The organism is Phenylobacterium terrae, assembly GCF_042681205.1.
Classification (GTDB): Bacteria; Pseudomonadota; Alphaproteobacteria; order Caulobacterales; family Caulobacteraceae; genus Phenylobacterium; species Phenylobacterium terrae.
The window spans coordinates 1-23,754 of sequence record NZ_JBHUEY010000012.1; the positions used below are offsets into that span (position 1 = coordinate 1).

General features: G+C 68.5%; 22 protein-coding genes. 13 read left to right on the top strand and 9 right to left on the bottom strand.

Features of this window, described 5'->3' with window-relative positions:
• The first annotated feature begins 295 nt into the window (after nucleotides 1-295).
• On the top strand, nucleotides 296-1,678 hold the full coding sequence (locus ACFSC0_RS19425; RefSeq protein WP_377355241.1) for an acyclic terpene utilization AtuA family protein: 1,383 nt from the start codon (nucleotides 296-298) through the stop codon (nucleotides 1,676-1,678).
• Nucleotides 1,671-1,979, top strand: a complete 309-nt coding sequence (locus ACFSC0_RS19430) for a DUF4387 domain-containing protein (protein WP_377281615.1) — start codon at nucleotides 1,671-1,673, stop codon at nucleotides 1,977-1,979. Before ACFSC0_RS19425 ends, ACFSC0_RS19430 begins: the two co-directional genes overlap by 8 nt.
• A 479-nt stretch (nucleotides 1,980-2,458) precedes the next feature.
• Here ACFSC0_RS19430 and ACFSC0_RS19435 read toward each other — a convergent pair whose 3' ends face one another.
• On the bottom strand, nucleotides 2,459-3,319 hold the full coding sequence (locus ACFSC0_RS19435) for a sugar phosphate isomerase/epimerase family protein (RefSeq protein ID WP_377281616.1): 861 nt from the start codon (nucleotides 3,317-3,319) through the stop codon (nucleotides 2,459-2,461).
• Nucleotides 3,320-3,453: 134 nt separating this feature from the next.
• Here ACFSC0_RS19435 and ACFSC0_RS19440 point away from each other — a divergent pair, with 134 nt between their 5' ends.
• From ACFSC0_RS19440 to ACFSC0_RS19450, 3 genes are all read left to right on the top strand, one after another.
• Nucleotides 3,454-4,275, top strand: a complete 822-nt coding sequence (locus ACFSC0_RS19440; protein WP_377281617.1) for a phytanoyl-CoA dioxygenase family protein — start codon at nucleotides 3,454-3,456, stop codon at nucleotides 4,273-4,275.
• A 20-nt stretch (nucleotides 4,276-4,295) separates the two neighbouring features.
• Complete coding sequence (locus ACFSC0_RS19445) at nucleotides 4,296-5,174, top strand: phytanoyl-CoA dioxygenase family protein (RefSeq protein ID WP_377281618.1); 879 nt, start codon at nucleotides 4,296-4,298, stop codon at nucleotides 5,172-5,174.
• A 177-nt stretch (nucleotides 5,175-5,351) separates the two neighbouring features.
• A complete protein-coding gene (locus ACFSC0_RS19450; RefSeq protein ID WP_377281619.1) occupies nucleotides 5,352-7,589 on the top strand; it encodes a TonB-dependent receptor in 2,238 nt (745 codons plus the stop codon).
• 63 nt (nucleotides 7,590-7,652) lie between these two features.
• Here the strand turns inward: ACFSC0_RS19450 and ACFSC0_RS19455 are convergent, their stop codons facing one another.
• The 5 genes from ACFSC0_RS19455 to ACFSC0_RS19475 form a co-directional block, all read right to left on the bottom strand.
• On the bottom strand, nucleotides 7,653-8,345 hold the full coding sequence (locus ACFSC0_RS19455) for a polysaccharide deacetylase family protein (RefSeq protein WP_377281620.1): 693 nt from the start codon (nucleotides 8,343-8,345) through the stop codon (nucleotides 7,653-7,655).
• On the bottom strand, nucleotides 8,342-9,295 hold the full coding sequence (locus ACFSC0_RS19460) for an aldo/keto reductase (protein ID WP_377281621.1): 954 nt from the start codon (nucleotides 9,293-9,295) through the stop codon (nucleotides 8,342-8,344). Before ACFSC0_RS19460 ends, ACFSC0_RS19455 begins: the two co-directional genes overlap by 4 nt.
• A gap of 4 nt (nucleotides 9,296-9,299) precedes the next feature.
• Complete coding sequence (locus tag ACFSC0_RS19465) at nucleotides 9,300-9,824, bottom strand: carboxymuconolactone decarboxylase family protein (protein ID WP_377281622.1); 525 nt, start codon at nucleotides 9,822-9,824, stop codon at nucleotides 9,300-9,302.
• Between the two features lie 18 nt (nucleotides 9,825-9,842).
• Nucleotides 9,843-11,222 carry an MFS transporter gene (locus ACFSC0_RS19470; protein WP_377281623.1) on the bottom strand — a complete coding sequence of 460 codons (1,380 nt, stop codon included), beginning with the start codon at nucleotides 11,220-11,222 and terminating at the stop codon, nucleotides 9,843-9,845.
• 117 nt (nucleotides 11,223-11,339) lie between these two features.
• The gene (locus ACFSC0_RS19475) at nucleotides 11,340-12,179 is read right to left on the bottom strand and encodes a GntR family transcriptional regulator (protein WP_377355242.1); all 840 of its coding nucleotides are present in this window, start codon (nucleotides 12,177-12,179) and stop codon (nucleotides 11,340-11,342) included.
• A gap of 231 nt (nucleotides 12,180-12,410) precedes the next feature.
• Between ACFSC0_RS19475 and ACFSC0_RS19480 the strand changes: the two genes are divergently transcribed.
• The 8 genes from ACFSC0_RS19480 (at nucleotide 12,411) to ACFSC0_RS19515 (ending at nucleotide 21,718) form a co-directional block, all read left to right on the top strand.
• Nucleotides 12,411-13,214: an alpha/beta fold hydrolase gene (locus tag ACFSC0_RS19480; protein ID WP_377281625.1), complete on the top strand. Its 804-nt coding sequence runs from the start codon at nucleotides 12,411-12,413 to the stop codon at nucleotides 13,212-13,214.
• Between the two features lie 50 nt (nucleotides 13,215-13,264).
• Entirely contained in the window at nucleotides 13,265-14,065 is an 801-nt protein-coding gene (locus ACFSC0_RS19485; RefSeq protein WP_377281626.1) for a phytanoyl-CoA dioxygenase family protein, read from the top strand.
• Nucleotides 14,062-16,038: a glycoside hydrolase family 5 protein gene (locus ACFSC0_RS19490; RefSeq protein ID WP_377281627.1), complete on the top strand. Its 1,977-nt coding sequence runs from the start codon at nucleotides 14,062-14,064 to the stop codon at nucleotides 16,036-16,038. The genes ACFSC0_RS19485 and ACFSC0_RS19490 overlap by 4 nt, the downstream gene beginning before the upstream one ends.
• A gap of 31 nt (nucleotides 16,039-16,069) precedes the next feature.
• The gene (locus ACFSC0_RS19495) at nucleotides 16,070-16,936 is read left to right on the top strand and encodes an SDR family NAD(P)-dependent oxidoreductase (protein WP_377281628.1); all 867 of its coding nucleotides are present in this window, start codon (nucleotides 16,070-16,072) and stop codon (nucleotides 16,934-16,936) included.
• Nucleotides 16,937-16,939: 3 nt separating this feature from the next.
• Nucleotides 16,940-18,502 carry a carboxylesterase/lipase family protein gene (locus ACFSC0_RS19500; RefSeq protein WP_377281629.1) on the top strand — a complete coding sequence of 521 codons (1,563 nt, stop codon included), beginning with the start codon at nucleotides 16,940-16,942 and terminating at the stop codon, nucleotides 18,500-18,502.
• Complete coding sequence (locus ACFSC0_RS19505; RefSeq protein ID WP_377281630.1) at nucleotides 18,499-19,806, top strand: DUF1254 domain-containing protein; 1,308 nt, start codon at nucleotides 18,499-18,501, stop codon at nucleotides 19,804-19,806. Before ACFSC0_RS19500 ends, ACFSC0_RS19505 begins: the two co-directional genes overlap by 4 nt.
• Nucleotides 19,807-20,009: 203 nt before the next feature.
• Entirely contained in the window at nucleotides 20,010-20,414 is a 405-nt protein-coding gene (locus ACFSC0_RS19510; RefSeq protein ID WP_377281631.1) for a YciI family protein, read from the top strand.
• Nucleotides 20,414-21,718, top strand: coding sequence for an RNA polymerase sigma factor (locus tag ACFSC0_RS19515; protein WP_377281632.1), 1,305 nt, complete (start codon nucleotides 20,414-20,416; stop codon nucleotides 21,716-21,718). The genes ACFSC0_RS19510 and ACFSC0_RS19515 overlap by 1 nt, the downstream gene beginning before the upstream one ends.
• Nucleotides 21,719-21,935: 217 nt before the next feature.
• Here ACFSC0_RS19515 and ACFSC0_RS19520 read toward each other — a convergent pair whose 3' ends face one another.
• Genes ACFSC0_RS19520 through ACFSC0_RS19530 form a run of 3 tightly spaced genes read right to left on the bottom strand, consistent with a single transcriptional unit; the run spans nucleotide 21,936 to nucleotide 23,732 of the window.
• Nucleotides 21,936-22,436, bottom strand: coding sequence for a tautomerase family protein (locus ACFSC0_RS19520; RefSeq protein WP_377281633.1), 501 nt, complete (start codon nucleotides 22,434-22,436; stop codon nucleotides 21,936-21,938).
• A complete protein-coding gene (locus tag ACFSC0_RS19525; RefSeq protein WP_377281634.1) occupies nucleotides 22,381-23,061 on the bottom strand; it encodes a DUF6817 domain-containing protein in 681 nt (226 codons plus the stop codon). The genes ACFSC0_RS19520 and ACFSC0_RS19525 overlap by 56 nt, the downstream gene beginning before the upstream one ends.
• A complete protein-coding gene (locus ACFSC0_RS19530; protein ID WP_377355243.1) occupies nucleotides 23,058-23,732 on the bottom strand; it encodes a transglutaminase domain-containing protein in 675 nt (224 codons plus the stop codon). The genes ACFSC0_RS19525 and ACFSC0_RS19530 overlap by 4 nt, the downstream gene beginning before the upstream one ends.
• Nucleotides 23,733-23,754: the final 22 nt, after the last annotated feature.

Genomic DNA, 23,754 nt, shown 5'->3' on the forward strand with positions numbered 1-23,754 from the left:
TGGCCCCTGAGGCGGCCCAGGAAGTGGTGCGCAGCCAGACCCGCGAGCGGCCGATGCGCAACACCGATAGCGTCGGCGGCGGCCTGGCCTGGCCGGCCTGCCTGCGCAAGCTCGACCGGGCGCTGCCGGGCTACGACGCCTGACCTGAGCGCCGCGCGCACCCTTGCCCTCTCGGACGCAGCACTGCCGCCGTTTATATTGACGATTTCCGTCAATCTTGACGCCAATGCGTACGTGCGTGACCAAGGCGTCAACAGAGGAGAGAAACGCGATGGCCGCGACAAGGACGGGGGGCGTGAAGGTGATCGTTCCCACCGGCGCCCTGGGCGCCGGCATCAGGGCCGAACACGTCGAAGCGGGACTGGCGAAGGGCGCGCACGCGATCGCCTGCGACGCCGGCTCCACTGACAGCGGCCCCTCCTACCTGGCGCGGGGCGTCTCAAAGTGGGCCCGGGAGTCCGTCAAGCGCGATCTGGAGGTGCTGATGGTCGCCAGCGAGAAGGCGGGCATTCCGCTGCTCGTGGGCACCTGCGGCACGTCCGGGGCGGACGAGGCGCTCCACTGGACGCGGGACATCGCCCTGGAGGTCGCCCGCGAACAGGGCCTGAGGCCGAAGATCGCGGTGCTCAGCTCCGAGCAGTCACGCGATGCGATGAAGGCCAGGCGCGCGGAGGGCAGGATCCGCCCGCTCCCGCCGTCCGCCCCGCTCGACGATGCGACGCTCGAGGCCTGCGACCACATCGTGGCGTTGATGGGCCCTGAGCCCTACATCGAGGCGCTCAAGGCGGGGGCCACAATCGTCCTCGGCGGCCGCACCACCGACACGGCGGTCCTGGCGGCCGTGCCGATCATGATGGGCGCCGGCCTGGGCGCGGCCTGGCACGCCGGGAAGACGGCCGAGTGCGGCGGCGTCTGCACGGCGGTTCGGGGCGACGGGGGCGTGCTCATCGAGGTCTTCGAGGACCGGTTCGAGATCGAGCCCCTCAGCGCGACGAACCGCTGCGAGGTGCAGGGCGTCTCGGCCCACATGCTGTACGAGAACAGCGACCCCTACCGCCTCTTCGAGCCCGGCGGCGTGCTCAACGTCACCAACGCCGTCTACACGGCCCTCGACGAGCGCAGGGTCCGCGTTACGGGTTCAGTCTGGGAGCCGGGGCCCTACACGATGAAGCTGGAAGGAGCCGGCGCCGGGCCATACCAGACCATCAGCCTCGTGGGGATCGAGGACCCCAAGGTGCTCGCCAACCTCGACCTCTTCCACGAGCGGCTTGTGGAGGGACTGCGGGACCGGATCGACCGCACCTTCGGCGCGGAGGCCGGCGACTACGACCTGTCGGTCCGCATCTACGGCTGGAACGCCGTGTCGGGGCGCAGACTGCCCGCCGGCACGCCGCCGCCGCCTGAGGTGGGGGTGCTGCTGGTGATCACGGCTGCGACCCAGGAGCTGGCCACGCGGCTGTCGAAGGCCGTGAACCCGTTGTTCTTCCACTTCCCGCTGTCTCCGGAGCTGCCGCAGCCCAGCTACGGGTTCGCCTTTACGCCGGCCGAAATCGAAAGCGGCCAAGTGTACAAGTTCCACCTGAACCACGTGGTGGAGACCCGGGACGGCCTCGAGCTCGTCCGAACCGAGTGGGTCGATCTCAGCAACACGCCTGCGCGCGAGGCCGAACATGCCTAAGGTGAGTGATGTCTGCCGCTACGTGAGGTCGAAGGCCGCGGGCCCCTTCTGGGTCACCGTCGACCTGTTCTTCGACAGCCCGGAGACCTTCCGGACCTATCACGACCACCCCGCCCTCGGGCCGGACACCTTTGCGCGCCTCTACGACGTCGATGCCGCCTGGGTGAAGCGCACGCCGGTTCCCGACCTTGCCATGCTCAAGGTGTCCTACCCGCGCCCCACCCCGCAGGGCTGGATCACCGAGCGCGACATGCACAGCGGCCAGCAGTACGTCCGCCTGCTCGGCGTCGATCTCGACTGAGGGGGGTGCCGATGCAGTCCGGCGTACCCCATGGAGCTCCTTGCCATAGACCTTCGCTATATGGTCGACCCGCTCGTCAAGGTTCCCTCCCAGTCACCGCGGCCGCGCTCGAGGTGACCCAGCGAGCGATGGCCGAAGGTCTCGCGTCCGAGAACATGATCGCCGCCGCGAGGCTCTATCCGTGATGCGGGCCGCCTCGTGGACTCGAACCGCGCCTGAGACCACGTCTACCGGAAGCGAGCGCGACGCGCCCTGCAACTGCAGTCGCCTCACTCAATCACCGTTCGACTCTGCAACGCTATGTCGAGCGCTGACGAACTCCGGCTTCGGACTGACGATTTGGCGGACCAACTGATGACGAAAACCGGCGGCTCGCGCACGCTCTCGCGTACGGAACGCCGGGGGCCGGTCCCGTCAGCAAAGCTCTTTGACACGAGGTCGAGGCGGTCCGCCGCGACCGCGGCAGGACGCGCATCTGTTCAGCCAATTTGCCCCCGGCACGGACGAGCAATATCTGCAGCGTCGCTTAGGGCGAGCGCCCACGTCTCGCGAGCCATCTCCATCAGGCTCAGCGCCTCGGTCCAACGATCCCCAAGTTCGCCTCCATTCGCGTCTGTCATCGCATAGTGGGGCGGTCCAAGCTCGGGCATGAATGTCAATTCGCCGCCCTCCGGGGACCGCGTGATCCAACTTGCGAATCCTTCGCGCCACCAGGCGCGATGCTGCGCGAGCCACCCTTGATGCTGCGGGGCCGTGAACGGCAACTGGATCTGATGCGCACCCGAGACCCTCCCGTGGAACGCCCAGCAGTGGTTCAGCACCTTAGAAATCCGGCCAAGGTCTCCTGCGGGAACCGGGAGGGGCATTTCGTGCGCCACCGGATAGTGAGAAAGATCGCCCGTGAGCCTGAGCTCCGGAAGCGCGTCGAGAATGCGGCATGTGAACAGCAGGTCGTTGGTCAACCGGCCTCTATGGGTTTCATAGTAGACCGGAATGGTGGCGCGCGCCGCCTCAGCCTCGAAGCTCTCCAACAGGGCGACCGCCTCTCCAACGCGGTCCAGACGTGTCATGATCTGCAGGCTGAGGTGATGTGCGCCGAGGCTCTCGGCGCGATCTATGGCGCGCGCAACGTCCTCCCGCGCGCGCACGAAACCCATGGCCTCGAATCCCTTCCCGCGCTCTCGGACGCCCCGGGCCACCGCTTCGGCGCGGTCGGAACGCGCTAGGCTGACCCCTACCCCGTCGAACCCGGCGGCGACGATCTGATCGAGCGCGGCGTCGAGACGCGTCTCCAGGTCAATCCCCGGCAGCCCCTCCATCCCCCAGATCGCCTGGTACACCAAGAACCTTCGCATCCCGCCGTTCCTCCGCGCGATAAACGCCAGCAGAAGCGGACGTATCACACACAATGCGCGATTGACTCTCGAAATTACATGTAATTAGCTTCTTCCACAAATTTCTGAAGGTCACTCCCATGGATGCGCCCACCCTGGCTTCGCCCCGCCTGCACCCGTTGAACGTGGATTTTCGCTGGCAGGACGCGCCGCGGGAACGGGCGCGGCGCCTCAGCGCGGCCCAGGTCGATCAGTTCAACCGGGACGGCTTCTTCCTCTACGAGGACGCCTTCACAGCCGATGAGATCGCGGCGGTGGCCGCCGCCATCGATCCTCTGGAGAAGGCGCACGAAGAATTCACCAAGGAACAAGGGGGCAAGCACCGGCTCTCCAGCGTGGGCGCCATCAGCTTCACCGCCCATATCGTCGGCAAGTCGCCGGTGCTGCAGGCCTTCGCCGCGCACCCTGTGATCAAAGACATCTGCCGCGACCTCATCGGACCGGACGTGCGTCTCTATTGGGATCAATCCGTCTACAAGAAGACCGAGAAGCTCCAGGAATTCCCCTGGCACCAGGACAACGGCTACACCTTCATCGAGCCGCAGCAGTATCTGACCCTGTGGATCCCGCTGGTGGATGTGGACGAGGAAAACGGCTGCCCCTGGATCGCGCCTGGCCTGCACAAGCTCGGGACGCTGGAGCACTGGCCCACAGAGATCGGTCGGGTTTGCCTCGAATCCGCGCCTGACGCCGTGCCGGTCCCCGCCAAGGCCGGGGACATCGTCGTCTTCTCCTCGCTGGCGCCGCACCGCACAGGCCCCAATCTCAAGGCCGGCACGGTGCGCAAGGCGTACATCCTGCAGTATGCGCCTGACGGCGCGATCACCCGCTTGCCGGACGGCCAGGTGATCCCGCAGACCGACCCGGCGCGGCAATTCAAGATTCTTGAGAACGGCCGCTAGGCGGCGAGAGGAGGCGTCCCATGACTCCCGATGAGCTGGTCGATCTCACGGAGCGTTACCGCAGGGATGGCTTCGTGCATGCGCGCGGCCTGCTGCCGGCCGACGAGGTGCGCCGCCTCGCCGCCGCCGTCGATCACGCGGTCACGACCCGCAAAGCGCGCGACACGCGGCCCCTGGAGGAGAAGACCCCCTACGAACAGTCCTTCATCCAGTGCCAGTACATCTGGGAGGACTTCCCGGACGTGCGCCCGCTCACCTTCCATCAGAGCCTTGGCCAGGCGCTCGGCGCGCTGCTCGGCGCAGAGCGCGTGCGGCTCTGGCACGACCAGGCCCTCTACAAGGAACCTGGCGGCCGCGAGACCGAGGCCCACCAGGATCACGCCTACTGGCCGATCGCCGAAGCCGACACGATCACTGCTTGGATCCCCCTGTGCGACGTCGACCACGAGACCGGTTGCATGGGCTATGTCCCGGGGTCTCACGTGGGGGACTTGGCGTATGTCGACATATTCCGCACCCCTGGAGCGGGCCAAACCCTGATGCAGCGTCAGGCGGCCGATCCGGTGTTTGTGCCCTGCGGTCCGGGCGACGTGATCTTTCACCACGGGCGGACCGTGCATCTGGCGAAGCCGAACCGGTCTGACCGCATGCGCCGGGCCTACACCGCGATCTATTTCAAGGATGGGTGCACGCGGGGGACAGATCGGCCGCACCCCTCGGTGGATCGCGACGGCATCGCGATGGGCCAGAAGATCGACGGAAAGGCGACGCCGGTTGTGTGGCCTCTGCCGGACGGGCGCTTCCCGGATCCTGCGCCCTGGCCGGAGACCGACGACCAGCGTTTCCACGAGCGGCGTCAGCGCGGGACCATTCCCGGGTCCGCATCCAAGCAAGCCTAGCCGCGATCCCCATGGGTCGCCGCGCCGTCGCCGGAAACGGCGGCGGCGCGTTCGGTTGCGCGTAATCTGCACTCAATCTCATAATTACATGTAATCTTGACACCCGCTGGCGCTTCACGCACGGTCCCATCGATAACATGGAGCTGCATGTCGCTCCGCTAATGGGAGGGGAATGGGATGAAGCGCGCATTGAAGACCTGGTTGCGGCTGACGACCGCGCTCGCCGCAGGAGGAGGATTCTGCATCGGCGCGCCGGCCCATGCGCAGACCGCGGAGACCGCAACGCAACTCGACGAGCTGGTAGTCACCGCCCAGAAGCGCGAGGAGCGGCTGCTGGACGTGCCGGTCTCCGTGGCGGTGGTGCAGGCGGAGACCTTGACCGCTTACGGCCAGAACGAGTCCGTAGACTTGGCGTATCGGGTGCCGAACCTCGGCGTCTCGAACAGCGCCGGGCCGCGTTCGTTCGGCTTCTTCATCCGCGGCATCGGCACCACCTCCTTCGCGTCCGAGTCCATCGAATCGAGCTCGGCCTATGTGGTGGACGGGGTGGTGCTCGGCCAGGCCGGCGCATCCCTGACCGACCTCCCCGACATCGAGCGCGTGGAGGTGTTGCGCGGGCCTCAGGGGACGTTGTTCGGCAAGAACGCCTCGGCTGGCGTCATCAACGTCGTCACCCGGCGGCCGAGCGAGGCGTTCACGGTGGAAGGCAAGGTGAGCTGGGCCTGGCCGGACAATGACCGCAAGGCTTCGGTTCTGGTCAGCGGCCCGATCTCTGACCAGGTCCGCTACGCGGTCTCGGGACGCATCAACAAGCGTGACGGGTTCATGAAAAACCTGTTCGACGGCCGCGAACTGAACGACCGGAACGATTGGGGTCTGAGGGGCAAACTGGAAGTCACGCCGTCCGACAACCTGACCCTCAGCATCATCGGCGACTACTGGCGGCGCGACGCCAACTGCTGCATGTGGACGATCGTTCAGACCGGCACGCCCATCGACCCACGGGAACAAGCGATCCTGAACTACGGCGTCCAGCTGGGCGAAGGTCGGGACTACTCGAACATCGACGGCGACGTCTACTCGGACGTGAAAACGTCGGGCGTCTCAGCGCAGGCCGATTACGACTTCGGCGATGGCTTCACCTTCACCTCGATCAGCGCCTGGCGCTACTGGCGCACGATCGATGGCCTGGACAGCGACAACGCGCCCGTCAACCAGACGAACAAGAACGACGCGGATTTCCGGCAGACCCAGTTCACCCAGGAGTTCAGGATCGCCTCTCCGAAGGGGCCGTTCCTCGACTACGTGGCGGGCTTCTTCTACTTCAATTCCGACGTCCACTCGGAATCGACCCAGCTGCGCCCGCTGGAACGGACGCTGTTCCGCAACCTGGTCGCCGACAACTATACGACCTCCGAGAACATCGCCGTATTCGGGCAGGCGAACCTCAACTTCACCGACGACTTCCGGCTGATCGTCGGCGGCCGGTACCTGCAGGAGCGGTCGGAGGCGGAGAAGATCCGGCTCGATCCTGTCAACAACCACACCGAACGAAACCAGGCGGCGAAGACCGACCACGCCTTCCTCTGGCGACTCGGCGCCCAGTACGACCTCACCGACACCTCCAACGTGTTCGCCACCGTCACCCGCGGCTACAAGGGCGGCGGCTACGACGTGGGCATCGCCACCACGACGCTCCTGGACGTGCGGCCAGAGCAGCCCACCAACTACGAGGTGGGGTTGCGCGCCGCATTCCCCGCGCAGAACCTGCTCTTCAACGTCACCGCCTTCTGGCTGGAGGTGGAGGACCTGCAGGTGACCGCGCGCGAGCCCGGCGACATCGGCCTCTTCCTGTTGCTGAACGCGGCCGAAGCGCGTTCCCGCGGGGTTGAGGCCGAAGGCTTCTGGCGCCCCTTCGACGACATGGACCTGACGCTCTCGGGCTCCCTCGCCTATACCGACGGCAAGTACAAGAGCTTCCCCCGGGCGCCGTGTTATCGCGGCCAGACGGCGGCCACCGGCTGCGTCGGCGGTGTTCAGGACCTCTCGGGCGCCCAACTGCCCTTCGCTCCCAAGTGGAGCTGGAACCTCGACGTCAATTACGTCCGCCCCGTCGGCGCCGGCCTGTCGCTCTACCTCAATGGCAACATCAATCACCGGACCGATTTCCCGGCCAACACGCCGAACTCGCCGTTCGCGCAGCACCCCGCCTTCACGCTCATCAACGCCGCGGTGGGGGTGGGCCCCGAGGACGGCCGCTGGAAGGTGTCGGTGTTCGGCCGCAACCTCACGGATGAGTTCTACTACACCCGCAAGTTCAGCACCCCTGGGATCGCCGGGCTTGGCGCGTTGTCGCTCTACCACCCTTACGAAGCCCAGCGGATCGTCGGGGTCTCCCTCGACGTGAAGTACTAGGTCCTCCCCGGGAAGTCGGAGGCTTCCCACAAGCACCTGACGCCCCTTCGGGGGCGTCTTTTTTTAGCTTGCGGTCGTCCCTTGGCGGAGCACCTGGCCCGCGGGCGCGACCCGCACGCCCGAGGCGGTCAGCCGGTCCAGTATGGCGGCCAGGGTATCTGACGAAACCGGTCCCCACCCCTCCCCGTCCAGGCCGTGGAGCACGAGCACGAGCCAACCGGCCTCGTGTCCGAGGAACCGGCCAATCCGCGCCTGGAGGCGCTCGTCAGCGGGGTCGGGGAAGGTGACGCAATCGATGCTGGCGCCGCGCGGGTGGCCGAAGGCGCGGTTGAGCCCCTGCTGGTGGAGCTTGCGCCGCACGCCCAGAACCTTACTCGAGAGGTGCTGCACAACGGGCGTGGGCGCCGTCAGATAAGGAAGGTGGAAGATCGCCTGGCCAAGCTCGAAGTCGGGAAGCTCGCGGACGAACGCCTCCAGGGTCCGGTCCAGGCTCTCACACGCCGCCGGGACGGGAAGCTCACCCAGCCGCTCGTGGGCCCAGCCGTGCGGGGCCACCTCGTGACCCGCGGCCTGGGCTTCACGCCAGAAGCCCCAGTCGGCGATCGCCGCCCCGCGGATGAACGGATCCTTCGCGAGCTCGGGCGCGGCCAGGACGCAAAAGGTGGCGGAGAGGTCCCGGGCCGCGAACAGGCGCCACACCGTCTCCGCGCTCGCCCGGAAACCGTCATCGAAACAGAAGCTGACGATGCGGCTCACGGCAACCGCTCGTAGAAGTTCCGCGTCCAGACATGCTCGCGCCGGATCGCGTCGACCGCCTCGGCCGGCAGGGGTCCGCGCCGCACCGCCTCGAGCGCGGCGTCGACGAAGCGCCGCTCTGCCATTCCGAGCGCGAGGCTGGAGACGCCCGGCAGCGACAGCACGAACCTCAGCGCCAGTTCGGTCAGCGTGCCGGCCACATCGGGCACAAAAGCCTCGCGCAGCGCCGCCAGCCGGGCAGCGTACTCGCCAAAGGGGGCATGCTTCAGGAAGGTTCGGGCGGCGAACTCGGCCTCTCCGAACTCGCCGGTAAGTCCGCCGGAATCGAGCGCGCAGCGGGCGATCACCCCCGCACCGCGGGTCCGGGCCAACGGCAGCAGCGCGTTCGCCGGGCGGGATTCGAAGACATGGACGATCGCCTGGACACCGTCCACCAGCCCGCGACTCACGAGTTCGAGGGCCGCGTCGTGCTCGTGATCCTGGACGCTGACGGCGATGGACCGCAGCTTCCCGGCCTCGCGCAAGCGCTGAAGCGTCTCCAGCCACCCCAGCTCGTGCGTCCAGGCGTAGTGCCATTGGTGCAGATGCACGATGTCGAGGGCGTCCACCTGGAGCGCCCTCAGGCTGGCTTCGACCGAGTCGCGGATGGCCTCGGCGGGATAGGCCTCGTGCGCCGGCCGATAGACCCGATAGGCCTCGCGGGAGCGGGACCGGAGCTTGGTTGAGATGAGCGGCTTCGGCCCGCCCCACACCTTCAAGGTCGCGGCGATGATCGCTTCGGAGTCGGGGTAAGCACGCGCGGTGTCGATCAGCGTCACGCCCGCCTCGAGGGCCGCGAGCAGCGAGGGCGCGACGCCGTCCTTCAGCGCCGGGTCCGACCGGACGGTCATGGCGCCGTAGGCGAGCGGACTGACGCTCAGGCCCGTGGCGCCATAGGAACGAAGCTCCACAGCGTTAGCCCGGAATGGGCGGGTCCTCGAGATCCACCTCGGCGTTCTCAAGGAAGCGGCAAACCAGCATGTAGAAGCCGATCAGCATCAGCAGCTCGACCATCTGCCGCTCGCTGAGCTCGGCGGCGACCGCGCGGTAGAGCAGCTCAGGCGCCTTCACCTCATGGACCACCGCCTCGGTGAAGCGGAGCGTCAGCCGCTCGAATTCGGTCAGGCAATCTTCCGGGCCTTCCCGGGTGGCGGCGGCGATCTCCTCGGCTGTCATGCCGACGCTGCGCGCCACGCGCCGGTGCTGCGTGACCTCGTACGCCGCCTTGCTGATCACGCCGACGCGCAGGGTGACCAGCTCACGCAGCTTCGGGCTCAGCTCGGACTCCCGCCGCAGCGCCGATCCGAGGGTCAGGAAGCCGACCGCGGACGGCGGCGAGTGCGGCAGCGCCCGGTACAGGTTCAATGGGGGCCGGTGGCCGAGCAGCGCCTGCACCTCCGGCGCGATCTCATCTCGGTCCAGGTAGCGTACACGCGCCATGGGAGCTCCTCTTGGTGGTCAGGCCGGTTCGCCCGTCGGATCGGCAGCGGCGCGCCGGGCCGCGATCTCGTCGACAATCGCCTCGTGGCGGCCGCGCTTCAGCGGGTAGGCCAGCATGATGAGCGCGGAGAGGCCGAAGCTGATCGCCGGCAGGAGGACGACGATCATCTTCATGCCGAAGAGGGTCTCCGGCGTCTGGGCGACGTTGGCGCGATAGCCCACAAGGTCCAGCGCCCAGCCGAACAGTCCCGCCGCGATGCCGAGCGCCGCCTTCTGGAAGAACATTCCCAGCCCGAAGATGAAGGACTCCGCCCGCACGCCGGACTTCCATTCGCCGTACTCGACGGTGTCCGGCATCATCGACCACACCGTCATGGACTTCCCGAGCGAAGCCACGTGCATGAGGATGAAGAACGCCGTGGCCACCACGGCCGTGGTGGCGTCGGTCACCATCAGCAGAGCGGACCCGGCCACGCCCCAGATTGAGGCGGTGATCCACGCCGCCTGCTTTCCGATCCGGCGGGAGACGAACACCCAGGCGGGGATAATCGCCAGCGCCGAGATCGCCTTGAAGGAGAGCGCGTAGCGTGCGGCGTCCGCGTCGCCGACGATGTACTTGAAGTAGTAGATCACCGCCTTGCCGAGGGTCGAAGAGGCGACGGCGCCGACGGTGATCGCCGCCATCAGCACCCAGAAGGCCCGGTTGTTGCGGATCGCCAGCCAGTATTCGCCGACCCGCAGCCGGCGCTCAGGGACGGCCGGCTCGGGCGGCTCGCGCGTGGCCAGGAAGACGAGCGGGAAGATGCCCGTGGCGAGCAAGGCGAACACGCAGGCGGCGTAGAAGAAGCCCCGGGCCTCATCGCCGCCGCCCAGCGCCGCGACCAGCGGCTGGGTGTTGTAGGAGACGGTCAGACCCGCCAGGGCGGCGAAGACCATCCGAAAGCCGGCGAGCGTGGAGCGTTCGTCCGAGCTGCGGGTCATCCGCGCCGTGAGCGAGCTGTAGGGCACAGACACCGCGGTGTACGCGAGGCGGAACAGCAGGTGCGCCGCCAGCACGACGGCGATCAGGCCCGCGCCATCGAGGGCCGGCTTCCAGAACATGAAGACGAACGCGAAGGCGAGCGGTACGCCCGCGGCCAGCAGATAGGGCCGGAACCGCCCGAACCGCGTCCGTGTCCGATCGGCGAGCGCCCCCATGATCGGATCGGTCGCGCCGTCGAAGATCGAGGCGACCATGTAGATCAACCCCGCCGTGGCGCCCGAGAGGCCCACGACGTCGGTGTAGTAGAACATCACGAAGAGCGAGAGGCTCTGCCAGTAGAGATTGCAGGCGTAGTCGCCCATGGCGAACCCCGCCTTGCGCGGCAGGCTCAGCTCACGTCTGGGATCCTTGGCCATCTGCCCCCCGGATGCGTGGCGGCTGGAAGCCGCCTCTTCCCGCAGACTATCCGGGGCAAACGACAATTCTCAATGCGAAAAATGCATGAACGGCGCAATTACACGCAATCTCGCGGATCAGCTGACCTTCCGGCGCCCCTTCGCCGCCGTCTTGGCCGCCGCCGGCTTGGCCGGTTCTGGGGGCGGGCGGGCGGCGCCCCGGGGCCGCCGCGCGGGCTTGGTCTCCTCCATGCTGCGCAGCTTCTCGACCACCGTGTCGCGCATGGGCTGGGCGCGCTGGAAGAAGGCGTCGAAGGCTTCGATCACCTTCTGGGCGTCCCGCTCGAGCACGATGTCCACCAACTCGCGATGCTCCTTGTGGTGGTCGCGTTCCAGGTCGCTCTGCAGGTCGGCGAAGAGGTTGACGTAGCGCTCCACCCGGTTGCCCAAGTCAGCGATGAGCGCCGTGAGCAACGGAGACCCACAGCCCGAGAGGATCTCGGCATGCAGGCGCTTGTAGGCCATCTGCCACATCTCTCGACCCTCGCCGCGGACGTCGATCACCTTCGGGACCTTGGAGGTGCGGTGGAGCGTCAGCACGACGCGCTCCTCCCAGGCCATGTCGCCGTTCTTGACCGCGCGTCGCAGGGCGATGCGGTAAAGGTCCCGGTAGAGCTGGCGAACGTCGTCGTAATCGGCGAGCGAGACGGGCGCCACGCGGTGGCCCTTCTGGTGCTCATGGCTCAACAGACCCGTGGGCTCAAGCTGCATGATCCCGGCCTGGATGGGGCTGCGGCCGACGCCATAGAACTTGGACAGGGGGTCCACCTTGATCCGTTCGTTCGGCAGAAACACGCCGCGGACGATGTCCCGCTTCAGCCAAAAGGCGGCCTTGTCGGTCAGGCTGGGGAGGGCCGGCGCGAGTTCGGCCAAGGCGGGGCTCTTGAAGGTGGAAACGGACGGAATGTCGGTCGGCAAGGCTCGCCCCCCCAGAATCTGTGCAGCGCGCGAAATTTAAAGAGCGCACACAATCCTGCCTAGCCGCCGCGTCTGACCCGAGGCCGACTCCCATCACCCCTGATTACATGTGATGTGGCGGCGCTGTGCTCGGACCAGCTCATGGGCCCGGCGGCGGTTCGGGTTGCGGCGCGCACTTACATTTGATCTTGATATAATCCAATAAATCACACGCCAAAACGAAGAGGCTTCATGCCCCCCCATGATCCCGTGCTCCACGTGGCCGGACGCGGCGAGCCCGCCCTTCTATTCGTGCACGGCGCGGCCTGCGACCATACCGATTGGGCGCCGCAGATGGCGGCGCTGAGCAACGCGCACCGGGTCGCCGCGTTGGACCTGCCCGGCCATGGCGCCGCGCCGGCGCCGGCGGTCGCCGACGTGGGCGCCCTGGCGGCCGCCGTGACGGCGGCGAAGGCCGGCCTTGGCGGACCGGTGGTGCTCGTCGGCCATAGCCTGGGCTGCCGCGTGGTGCTCGAGGCCTACCACCAGGCGCCGGCGGACGTTCGGGGGATCGTCCTCGTCGACGCCAACCTGCTCGCTCCGCCCGGTCAGGGGGAGGCGGCGCGGCGCGCGATGGAGGCCCGGATCGAAACGCTGGGGGTGTCGCACTATCTGGCCGCCGTCTTCGAGCAGATGTTCGTCGAAGGCGCCAACCCGGCTCTTCGTAGCCGCATCGTCGAGCGCGCCAGCCGGTGGGACCCGGCCGTCGCACGTTCCGTGCTGCTGGACATCGTCCGATGGGACTCCGAGGCCGCCGAGCGGGTGCTCAGGTCCGTGAGGGTCCCGCTGCTCATGGTGCAGAGCACCGCGCGCGACGAACGCTCGCGCCGCGTCAGCCTCAAGCCGGGCCAGACCACGCCATGGACCGCACTCATCCAGCGCCTGGCCCCGGGCGCGGACCTGCGGATCGTCGAGAATGTCGGCCACTTCCCGCAGCTCGAAGCGCCTGGCGCCGTCGCGGATGCAATTTCGGGATTCTGCACAAAACTACATTGATTTTTGTCCCTCCGCGCGAATAGCATGCAACTCTCTTGAAGGAGCGGCGCATGGATCGAGCGGAACGGGCGAGGGCTTGGGCCGAAGACGGATTCTTCGTTCTGCGGGCGGCGGTGCCTGCGGCCGAGGCGCGAGAACTCGAAGCCGAGGTGGTGAGCCGCATCCGCGAAGACCCGCCTGAACGCCATCCGGGCGAGCGCGCGTACCTCTCAGGCGAGAACTATTACATCGTCCCCGAGGTCGCCCCGAGCCCAGCGGCGCGGAACCCTGAGGACCGCATCGCCAAGGTGTTCAACTGCCATGCAGAAGGGCTGGCCCGCCAGATCGCCGGCCGTCCCGCGCTCGTCGATGCGGTGGAGGAGATCCTTGGGCCGGACCTCGACTGCTTCCAGAGCCAGTTCATCTTCAAGAATCCCGGCGTCGTCGGCCAACCGTGGCATCAGGACTCCCACTACTTCAAGTTCGACAAGCAGCCGCAAGTGGGCGTGTGGCTGGCGCTGTCCCGCGCCACGCTGGAGAACGGCTGCCTCTGGGTGACGCCAGGCTCGCATCGGGCGATGCGCATCTTCGAGCATGTGCCGGACAGAAGGCCCGAGGCCCTGCAAGGGTACCTGGAGATTGTCGACCAGGATACGTCACGCCGCATCCCCGTGCTCATGGAGCCGGGCGACGTGCTCTTCTTCCACAGCTACCTGATGCACATGTCGACCGACAATGTGGCCGACGACCGCCGCTCGGCGATGGTCTACCACTACGGCCGGGCCGGCACCGACGTGATCGCGTCCGACCGGCGGGAGTCCCTGGCCCGCGTCAATCGTTGGGTGCCGGTGCGCCGGGCGGTGGCCGCATGAGCCTGGACCGCCTCAGCCTCGACGGAACCCGCTTTGTCGACGAGTCGGGCCGCCAGGTCATCCTGCGCGGCGTCAACCTCGGCGGCGACTGCAAGGTCCCCTATCCCGACGGCGGCACGAACTTCCCGAGCGACTTTTCGGACCACCGCGAAGTCTCGTTCATCGGCCGCCCCTTCCCCATCGACGAGGCCGATGAGCACCTCGGCCGGCTCAAGCACTGGGGCTTCAACGTCCTGCGGCTGCTGACGACGTGGGAGGCGGTCGAGCATGCCGGCCCCGGACGCTACGACACCGACTACCTCGACTACTTCGCCGAGGTCTGTCGCCGCGCAGCCGATCACGGCCTCTACGTCTTCGTGGACTTCCACCAGGACGTCTGGAGCCGGATGACGGGCGGCGACGGCGCGCCGGGGTGGACGTTGGAGGCCGTGGGGCTGGACTTCACCAAGTTCCACGCCGCCGGCGCCGCCCACGTCATGCAGGCGAAGTACGACTATGCCCGGGGCGGCCGCCAGGACGCCTACCCGCAGATGAGCTGGAGCTCGAACGGGCGGCTGCCGGCCAACGGCGTCATGTGGACCCTGTTCTTTGCGGGCCGGCTGTTCACGCCCGATTTCCAGATCGACGGGCGCAATGTGCAGGACTTCCTGCAGGGCAGCTACCTCGGGGCGCTCGGCCAGGTGGCGCGCCGGCTGAAAGACCTGCCGAACGTCCTCGGCTTCGACACCCTCAACGAGCCCAATCCGGGCTGGGTGGGCTTGCCGCTGTCCTACCGGCACAAGGGTCCCTCCGAGATCAACCCGGCCACGGCGCGTCCGGGGCCGGCGACGGCGCCGCTCGATGCGCTCTCGGCCGCGCGGGGGATTCCGACGCCGGTTCCCCTGCTGGTTCGCGAGCCGGTGACCGGGCGTCCGGTGGAGGCCGGCGAGACCGTGCTCAACCCAGATGGGGTTTCCATCTGGCTCGAAGGACGGGAGTGCCCGTTTGAGCGGGCCGGCGTCTATCGGGTGGAGGGCGGCCGGGTGGTGGGCGTCGATGAGGACGTCTTCCGCGTCCGCGGCGAGCGGCGCATCTCCATCTCGGAAGATGGCTACGGCCCGCTCTTCCATGGCGTCGCCGAGACCATGCGGGCGGTCAATCCGGATTGGCTGCTGTTCGCCGAGATCGATCCCCTCGGCGCCGCAGCCCGCCGTCGCTTCCCCTCGCAGATGCCGGAGCGCTCGGTGAACGCCAGCCACTGGTACGACACCACCACGCTGCACCTGAAGACCTTCGACCCGCAGCGGTCGCCTGACTTCCTGACGGGAGAGATCGCAACCAGCCCCGGCCAGATCCGCGAGCGCTTCGTCCGGCAGCTCGCCGCGCGGGCCGCGCCCGCCGCCGAGTTCCCGGGCGGCGGCGCGCCGACGCTCATCGGCGAGTTCGGGATCCCCTACGACCTCGACGAGGGCGCCGCGTACGCGGCCTGGGCCGAGGGGCGCCGCGACGCGGCGGTGTGGTCGAAGCATGAGGCGGCGCTGACGCTGATGTACGACGCCATGGACGAGCTCCTGCTGAGTTCGACCCAGTGGAACTATACGGCCTCCAACCGCAACGACCTGGCGGTCGGCGACGGGTGGAACCAGGAGGACCTGTCCATCTTCTCGCGGGACCAGCAGGACGACCCGTCGGACCGGGACTCCGGGGGTCGGGCGGTTGGCGGGTTCTGCCGGCCCTATGTGCAGCGCGCCCAAGGGCGGCTGTTGTCCATGCGCTTCCGCGCGGAAGCCCGCCTGGTCGTCGAGATCGACGCAGACCCCGCCATCGGCCACCCGACGGTGATCTACGCGCCAAGACTGCGCTTCCCCGGCGGTCCGCAAGTGACGGTGGGCGGGGTCGGCGGGCGCCTCGCCTACGACGCGCCGGCGCAGGTTCTGGAGGTCCACGCCCGATCCAGAGGGCTGCTGACCATCGAACTCGTCTCCAAGGACTAGGAACGCCAACCGAGAAGGGGCCACCCGGGCCATGATCCACCAGGACGTCAATCCGCAGACCCAGTTGTTCGAGACGTCGCTCGGCCGCGCCCCGGGACGGGGCCGGTTGACCGGCAAGCGCGCGCTCATCGTCGGAGCCGGCCAGCGCCCGGCGGACGATCCCGCCACCACCATCGGCAACGGCCGGGCGATGAGCCTGCTGTTCGCCCGGGAAGGCGCCGCCGTGGCCTGCGTCGACCGGGACGCGGCTTCGGCCCAGGAGACGGCCGACCTGGTCCGCGCCGAGGGTGGGACCGCTGAAGCCATCATCGCCGACGTGAGCGAACCCGACGCGATCGGGCGGATGTTCGACGAGGCGGTCAGCGCCCTGGGGGCCCTCGATATCGCGGTCGCCAACATCGGCGTCTCCAACGGCCACCGCCTGCACAACGAGACGCCCCAGACGTGGGACGCCGTGATGGCGGTGAACCTGCGCGCCCACATGCTCATCGCCCAGCGCGCCCTTACGGAGCTTGCGGAAGGCGGGACGATCCTGTTCGTCTCCTCGGCGGCCTCGGTCAGTCCGCTCGGCCGCAACCCCGCCTACGAGTCCTCCAAGGCGGCCTTGTCCGCCCTGGCCCGCGCCACAGCCGTCGAGGGTCAGGCCCGGGGCATCCGCGCCAACGCCGTGGCCCCAGGGCTCCTCGACACGCCCATGGGCCGCGCCGCCAGCGCGCGCAATCCGGCCCGCGCCACGCGGCCTGTGCCGTTCGGCCGGCAAGGCACGGCCTGGGAGATGGCCTACGCCTCGCTATTCCTCGTCTGCAGCGAGTCCTCCTACGTGAATGCTCAGACGCTGTTCGTCGACGCCGGGGCCAACCAGAACGTGGTCTCCGTCTTCCGGCGCGACGGGGCCTGACCGATGGCCCGCAGCCAGAGGGGCACAACCTCTGCGCCGTCGCAGGGCGGCGACGCCCCGGGCGCCGCGCTCGCGGTCATCGAGACGGGCGCTTTGCGCGGCGTGCGGTTGGGGTCGGTGTCGGCGTTCAAGGGCGTGCCGTACGCCGCCCCGCCCGTGGGGGCCTTGCGCTGGCGGCCGCCACAGCCAGCCCACCCGTGGACCGGCGAGCGTCCAGCAGACCAGTTCGGAGCGCCCTGCCCTCAGCGGCGGCCCGCGGACAACAGCGTGGGGCCGGAGCCCGCCGGCGAAGACTGCCTCACGCTCAACATCTGGACGCCCGCAGATCGCGGTGGGGGCGGCGCGCCGGTCATGGTCTGGATTCATGGGGGCGGCTTCGTCAATGGGTCGGGCTCGGCCCCGATCTACGACGGCTCGGCCTTCGCGCGCCAAGGCCTCGTGCTGGTCACGCTCAATTACCGGCTCGGACGTCTGGGCTTCTTCGCCCACCCGGCCCTCGCGGAAGAAGCGGCTTCCCGCGGCGAGCCCACCGCCAACTACGGCTTCATGGATATCATCGCGGCCCTGCAGTGGGTGCAGCGGAACATCGCAGCTTTCGGGGGCGATCCTGGCAATGTGACCCTGTTCGGCCAGTCGGCGGGCGCCGCCGCCGTCCAGCGGCTCATGATCTCGCCGCCGGCGCAGGGGCTCTTCCACAAGGCGATCTCGCAATCCGGCTCGGGACGGAACCTGCCCCCGACCCTCGCGGGCCGCGATCCCCGCGGCTGGCCTGACGCTCTGACGGAGGGGCGCGCTTATGCCGCTTCGCTCGGCGCAGAGACCGCAGACGCCCTCCGCGCCATCCCGGCGGACGTTCTTGTGAATACGGGGTACCTGAGCCCCTTCAAGGGCGGCGGTCCGGTGATCGACGGGCGCTTGTTGCCCATGGGGGTCGCGGACGCTTTTGAGAGCGGCTTGCAGGCGGGCGTCCCGCTGATCATCGGCTCGAACGCCGTCGAGACGCCGGCCACCCCGGAAACCTACCAGGCGGCGGTCGCGGCGGTGACCACCGTGTCCGACACGGAACTCGCGCAGCTCGCGGCGGCCTATCCGGACGAGGCGACCTTCGCGATGAACGTCGCCGGCGACCTGGCCATGACGGAGCCCGCCCGCCGCCTTGCCCAGCTGCATGCCCGCACGGCGCCCACCTGGCTCTATCGCTTCGACATTGTCTCGGCGGCGCTTCGCGCCCACGCCGCCGGCGCCCCGCACTCCCAGGAGCGGCCCTACGTCTTTCGCACGCTTTCCGCCGCGCCCTGGCCGACGACGGCCGAGGATGAGGTTCGGGCTGAGGAGATGAGCGCCTATTGGGCCGCCTTTGCGCGGCGGGGAACGCCCGGCGCGGCGGGACTCCCCGCCTGGCCGCGGCATTCCGCCGAGAATGACCTTCTCATGGCTTTCACCAACGATGGACCAAAGCCTGCGCCGGCGCCCTACCGCGAGCGCTGGACCGCGATCGCCGCGCTCTATGAGGCACGGATCCGCGCCGGCGGCAGCCGCTGGGCGCCCCTGGAGACCGGCCAATGATCTGGCGGTCCGATCGTCGGCGCCTGCTCCTATCCGGGGTGGCGGCTCTCGCCGGCCCGTGGACCGCGCGGGCCGCTCCCGCCGGCCTGCAGGCGGCCGCGCGGGACGCCTGGATCTACGCCCTGGCGCCCATAGAATTTGGCGGCGCTTTCCAGCGCGCGCGCACGGGCCCCGGCCTCAACACGATCAGCCATGTTCCGTTTCTGGCGGACCACACGAGCCGAACCGTCACCACCCCCAACAACGACACCCTCTACTCGTCGGCCCGCCTGGACCTGTCGGACGGGCCCGTGACGATCACCCTGCCGCCCGCCAAGGACCGCTACCTCTCGGTCGCCCTGCTGGACGCCTACACCAACAACTTCGCGATCCTAGGCACGCGCACCACGCCCGCAGGCGGACCGGTGCGCATCATGGGCCCTGGGCACGCGCCGGAGCCGGGCGCCGTCGTGGCGCCGACGCCCTACGTCTGGGCGCTGGGCCGGACGCTGGTGGACGGGCCGCACGACCTCGGGGCGGCGCTGGCCTTCGCGCGCCGGATCGAGGTCAGCGGGCCCCGCCGCCCGCCGCCGCCTGAGGTCGCCCCGCGTGACGCGCCGTGGGCGGACTACTTCATGAGCGCCGACCGTCTGATGCGCCTCAATCCGCCGCCGGCCGCGGACAGGCCGTTCCTGGCGCAGCTGGGGCCGCTGAGCCTCGGCGGCGGGTTCGATCCGAGCCGGTTCTCGCCGGCCGACGCGGCCCGGATTGAAGCCGGCGTGGCGGAGGCCAAGGCGCTCGTGCGCCGGCGGGTGAACGACGGGATGCTCGCCGACGGCTGGTTCTATCCCAAGCCGGGCCGTGGCGATTTCGGGCGGGACTATCTGTACCGGGCCGCGGTCGCCCTGGGCGGGCTCGCGACGCTGCCGCGCCAGGAGGCGATGTACATGCGCGCTGCGGGCGACGGCCTCGGCGTCTTCCCGGCCGGACAGAAGCTGCGTCTGAGCTTCCCGCCTGGCGGGGAACCGCCTGCAAGCGCCTTCTGGTCCCTCAGCCTCTACGAGGCCACGCCAGAGGGACAGTTCTACTTCGCAGAGAACCCGCTGCGCCGGTACGCCATAGGAGACCGTACGCCTGGACTGATGCGCGCCGGCGACGGGCAGCTCGACATCTGGATCAGTCACCAAGATCCCGGCCCGGCGCGGCGCGCGAACTGGTTGCCCGCGCCGAACGCGCCCTTCGCCCTGGTCCTTCGCGCCTATCTGCCGGGGCCGGATCTGCTTGAGGGGCGTTATCGCCTGCCGCCGCTCACCCGGACCGGCTGACAGTCCTCACCCGCCTTGCGCGGTCCCGAACGCGGACCATTGTGTATTGCGGATCGCGCGCCCGCCCGGGCACGGATCGTCCCGGGCGTCCGTTGTCGTCCTGGGCTCATCCGCGCTCATCGGCCGGACGATGTCCAGTTTGCGCCGCCTGCTCCGTCAACACACCGCGGTCCTCGACCGCCCCGTGCAACAGGAGACTGACGATGACCCAGTATATGCTCGTTCTCCACGATGCGCCGGCCGACTACGCCGAGCTCGGGCTGCAGGAGCTCTCCGCCCTCGTCCAACGCTACGTGGATTGGGTGGAAGACTTGAAGCGCAGCGGCCACTTCGTGGCGAGTTACAAGCTCGGCGCGGAAGGCGGCCGGATGTTGACGCCTGAGAGCACGCGGCCAGTGCCCAGCGACGGGCCCTACGCCGAGGCGAAGGATGTGATCGGCGGCGCGTTCGTGATCGCCGCCCGCGATCTCGACGAGGCGGAAGCGATCGCCCGCACGAGCCCGCACCTCAGAGGTCGCAACCGGATCGAGATCCGTGTCGTCGATGAGGAGAGCTGCGAGGCCGTCATCGAAGAGGCGCGGCGGGAACGCGGCGCTGTCCACGCCTGATGGGCCCGGGCGCGTCCGACATCCACGCGGACGTGGCGCGGCTTGCGCGCAACGACGCAAGCCGCGTCCTGGCCACGCTCGCGCGGGCCCTCGGGCCGGCGTACTTCCAGTTGGCCGAGGACGCCGTGCAGCACGCCCTGCTCCAGGCCTTGCGCCTTTGGCCGCACGCCGGACGGCCCCGCAACCCCGCGGCCTGGATCTTCGCCGTCGCGCGCAACCACCTGCGGGACCAGCTCCGCGCGATGCGGCGGCTGGCGCCGTTCGACGAAGCCCTCAACGCCCTGCCAGCGCCCGCCCCCTCCGCGGAGGAGGAGGCCCGCTTCGCGCGGGAGTTGTCGGACGACGAACTGGCCCTGCTGTTCGCGACGTGCCACCCGGCCCTCTCCCCAGAGTCCAGGGTCGCCCTTGCGCTCAACTGCGTTTGCGGCCTCAGCGCCCGGCAAATCGCAGCGGGGCTCTTGGCGAGCGAGGCCTCGGTCGCCAAGCGCATTACGCGCGCCAAACGGACGTTGGCCGAACTCGACCTGGAGATCGCCGCCCCCTCGCCTGACGATTTTCAAGAGCGGCTGGAGGCGGTGCGCACCGTCATCTTCCTGCTGTTCAACGAAGGCTACTCCGCCTCCAGTGGCGAGGCGCTCTGCGCCCCCGAACTCTGTTGGGAAGCGGCTCGCCTGGCCGTGGCGCTCGCCCGGCATCCCGCGACGGCGTCGCCGGAAAGCGATGCGCTTTCGGCGCTCCTTCTCCTGACCCTGGCGCGCGTGCCAAGCCGGATCGCGGCCGATGGTGTGGCCCTGCTGCTGGACCAACAGGATCGAGGGCTCTGGGACCGGAAGCTGGTGGCTGAGGGCGTGCAGTTGCTCGCGCGCTCCGCGCGAGGCGCGACGGCGAGCGTCTGGCACTTGCGCGCCGAGATCGCGGCGTTGCACGCCATCGCGCCAAGCCTTGCGGAGACCAACTGGCCGGCGCTCGCCGACGCCTATGAGCGGCTATGCGCGATCGATGCGTCGCCCATCGTCTGGCTGGGCCGAGCCGTCGTCATCGGCAAGACAAAGGGGCCAGGGGACGGCCTGATCGCGCTACGGGAGCCTCTGCGGAAGCTGCCCGGGAGCGGTTATGTGCAAGCCGCAGCCGGCAGGTTTCTGCTCGACCTTGGCAAGCCGAAGCAGGCCGCGCTGCGCTTCGCCCGCGCCAGGACCTATGCCCGGACTGAACCGGAGCGTCGGCTCATGGAGCGCCATCTCAAGGATGCGGAGGCTGCGACTAAGCGCGGAGATCGGCTCCAGGCCGCGCGAGGCGCCGATTAACTCGCGGCCTTGGGAACGTTCGGCCTCGAGGAGCCGCTTCTAATTGGCCGCCCCATGGAAGGGTTAGGGCGCGCTCGGGGAAATTAGGATACAGCAAGCCCATCGGCGCCTGCGCGGGGAGGAGCGTTGATGAACCTCTCATGCCGGGTCGGCGTCGTCGGCGAACCTTGACACCGCTCCCGGAAGCCGACCTTCGTCGGCCAGCGGTCGCGAGGCCCTACCCTCTGACCTCGACGCGGCGGTAACGCAAGTAAGGTGTAGGCCGGTTCTCTGTCCGCCAACGTGTCTCTGCGTCCGTCTCCGGCAGAGGAGGACGAAGCCCTTCGATGGTCCAGTGGCTGAATGGCGTCTCGTCGACGTGCATTTCCCACCTCAGTCCCCGGTCTCGGAAAAAGGGCCCCAGGAGCTGCCCCACCGCCTCGAGGAAGCGGCTCTTCAGATCGTCGTTGTCGAAGGAGCGGGCGATGTGGTCGACCCAGATCCGCACGAAATCGGAGACCGGCTCGCCGCCGGCAAAAGACGACGTGCGCGGCACCTCCTGGAACACGACGCCGACGTAGAAGCGCGGGAGAGCGCGGTAGATGCCGGTGATGCGGCCGGCGATTTGCTGCTTGTCGTCAGCGCTATAGGTGCTCTCGGGATCATAGATCTTCCGAGCGGCATCAGCCCTCCTCCGTGTTGGGGATGCTTGAGATCGAGTAGGCTTCGTCGAAGCCACGCAACGGCTTGGAGGCGACAGCCGCTATCGCTTCCCTCGCCGGCTTCGACAGGCGTTCCTGGAAATAGCGGCTCGAGAACAGGGGCTTCAGCAGGGTGCTGTAGCGGCGCCAGTGATCGGGATCCTGCGATAGCAGCTCGAGTTCATTCGCAGCGGTGAGCAAGGCGAGCGCCGCCACGTCCTCTTCCCGGAGCTTGATCGACTTGCCTGAGAACCGGTCGCGGACGGCAGGAAGCCCGATCGCGCCGAGCGCCGGTAAGAAGGCAGCGCGATCAAGGGCGCAGTAGAGATACACGAGCCGCTCTGCCGCAGCTCCGATGAGGATCTGGAGTTTGCCCCTCTCGGCGACCCCTAAGAGCGGATCGTCCCAGCCATCCGTGCCGTAAGCCGCGTGGAACATGCCCGCGAGGCACAGCGGCATGGACGCGCGCCACTCGACTAGCAGGGCCGATGTTCCCGTCAAATGCGCTTCCAGCGAACCGTATAGATGCTCAGGCCGTTGCGAACGCTCGATCAGCGACCGGAGGGCGACCGAAGCAGAGGTCAGGCCGGGACGGGCTTCTTCGCCGGCGACGTCTTTGCTGTCGCCGCGAGCGGTAACCAAAGAACCGAAGCGATGGGTCAATGGACGACCCCAGCTCGGATCGCGGCGCACATGCGCGGGTAGAGCCTGGGCATTTCATTGGCCAAGAAACGCGCCGGCACGTCGTGGAACTCCCCATGGAGGCGCTCGTACTGCATAAAAGTCCGCCCGGAGGGGTCGAACGCGGGCAGATGCGCGTCAGCCACGCCGTCGAACTCCAGCACGGGGACCCCCATCCGCGTGCAGAGCTCTGCGTCGAACGTGGGGCTTAGCTTAATCCACCGGCCATCCAGCAGGACCTCCGTATAGCCGTGCCAAGCGAAGGTGCGCGATCCCATGAGCTCGACGGTCCGAGGCGACGCCAGGTGGTTTGATACGTCCGCGAAACCCAGCCGGGCCGGCATACCCGCCGCCCGAGCGAGGGCCGCTAGCGCGCAGGCCTTCGGAACACAGTAGCCGCGCCCGCGCGAGATGAGGTCGCTCGCGCGGAAGGAAGCGAGCCGATCGAAGTCTGGCGCGCCGTAAGGTATGTCCCGCACGAACCGGAAAATCTCAATGAGGGCGTGCCGTGGCGTGCGACCTGTCGCCAGCCGACCGGCATGCGCCTGAATGTCCGTGTTATCGCTGTCGACATACTCGGCTGGCGCGAGGAATACGCCGATGCTGTCGGGATAACGTGAGGTGTCCGTCTCCATGACCCGCAGCATCCGCATGAGGCGGGGCTAGGTCTTGTAC

Coding starts and splice junctions, on each gene's coding strand:
- ACFSC0_RS19495 (WP_377281628.1), top strand. CDS start 16,070: ATGATCCACCAGGACGTCAATCCGCAGACCCAGTTGTTCGAGACGTCG.
- ACFSC0_RS19465 (WP_377281622.1), bottom strand. CDS start 9,824: ATGGCGCGTGTACGCTACCTGGACCGAGATGAGATCGCGCCGGAGGTG.
- ACFSC0_RS19490 (WP_377281627.1), top strand. CDS start 14,062: ATGAGCCTGGACCGCCTCAGCCTCGACGGAACCCGCTTTGTCGACGAG.
- ACFSC0_RS19530 (WP_377355243.1), bottom strand. CDS start 23,732: ATGCGGATGCTGCGGGTCATGGAGACGGACACCTCACGTTATCCCGAC.
- ACFSC0_RS19470 (WP_377281623.1), bottom strand. CDS start 11,222: ATGGCCAAGGATCCCAGACGTGAGCTGAGCCTGCCGCGCAAGGCGGGG.
- ACFSC0_RS19445 (WP_377281618.1), top strand. CDS start 4,296: ATGACTCCCGATGAGCTGGTCGATCTCACGGAGCGTTACCGCAGGGAT.
- ACFSC0_RS19510 (WP_377281631.1), top strand. CDS start 20,010: ATGACCCAGTATATGCTCGTTCTCCACGATGCGCCGGCCGACTACGCC.
- ACFSC0_RS19515 (WP_377281632.1), top strand. CDS start 20,414: ATGGGCCCGGGCGCGTCCGACATCCACGCGGACGTGGCGCGGCTTGCG.
- ACFSC0_RS19500 (WP_377281629.1), top strand. CDS start 16,940: ATGGCCCGCAGCCAGAGGGGCACAACCTCTGCGCCGTCGCAGGGCGGC.
- ACFSC0_RS19450 (WP_377281619.1), top strand. CDS start 5,352: ATGAAGCGCGCATTGAAGACCTGGTTGCGGCTGACGACCGCGCTCGCC.
- ACFSC0_RS19480 (WP_377281625.1), top strand. CDS start 12,411: ATGCCCCCCCATGATCCCGTGCTCCACGTGGCCGGACGCGGCGAGCCC.
- ACFSC0_RS19430 (WP_377281615.1), top strand. CDS start 1,671: ATGCCTAAGGTGAGTGATGTCTGCCGCTACGTGAGGTCGAAGGCCGCG.
- ACFSC0_RS19505 (WP_377281630.1), top strand. CDS start 18,499: ATGATCTGGCGGTCCGATCGTCGGCGCCTGCTCCTATCCGGGGTGGCG.
- ACFSC0_RS19440 (WP_377281617.1), top strand. CDS start 3,454: ATGGATGCGCCCACCCTGGCTTCGCCCCGCCTGCACCCGTTGAACGTG.
- ACFSC0_RS19485 (WP_377281626.1), top strand. CDS start 13,265: ATGGATCGAGCGGAACGGGCGAGGGCTTGGGCCGAAGACGGATTCTTC.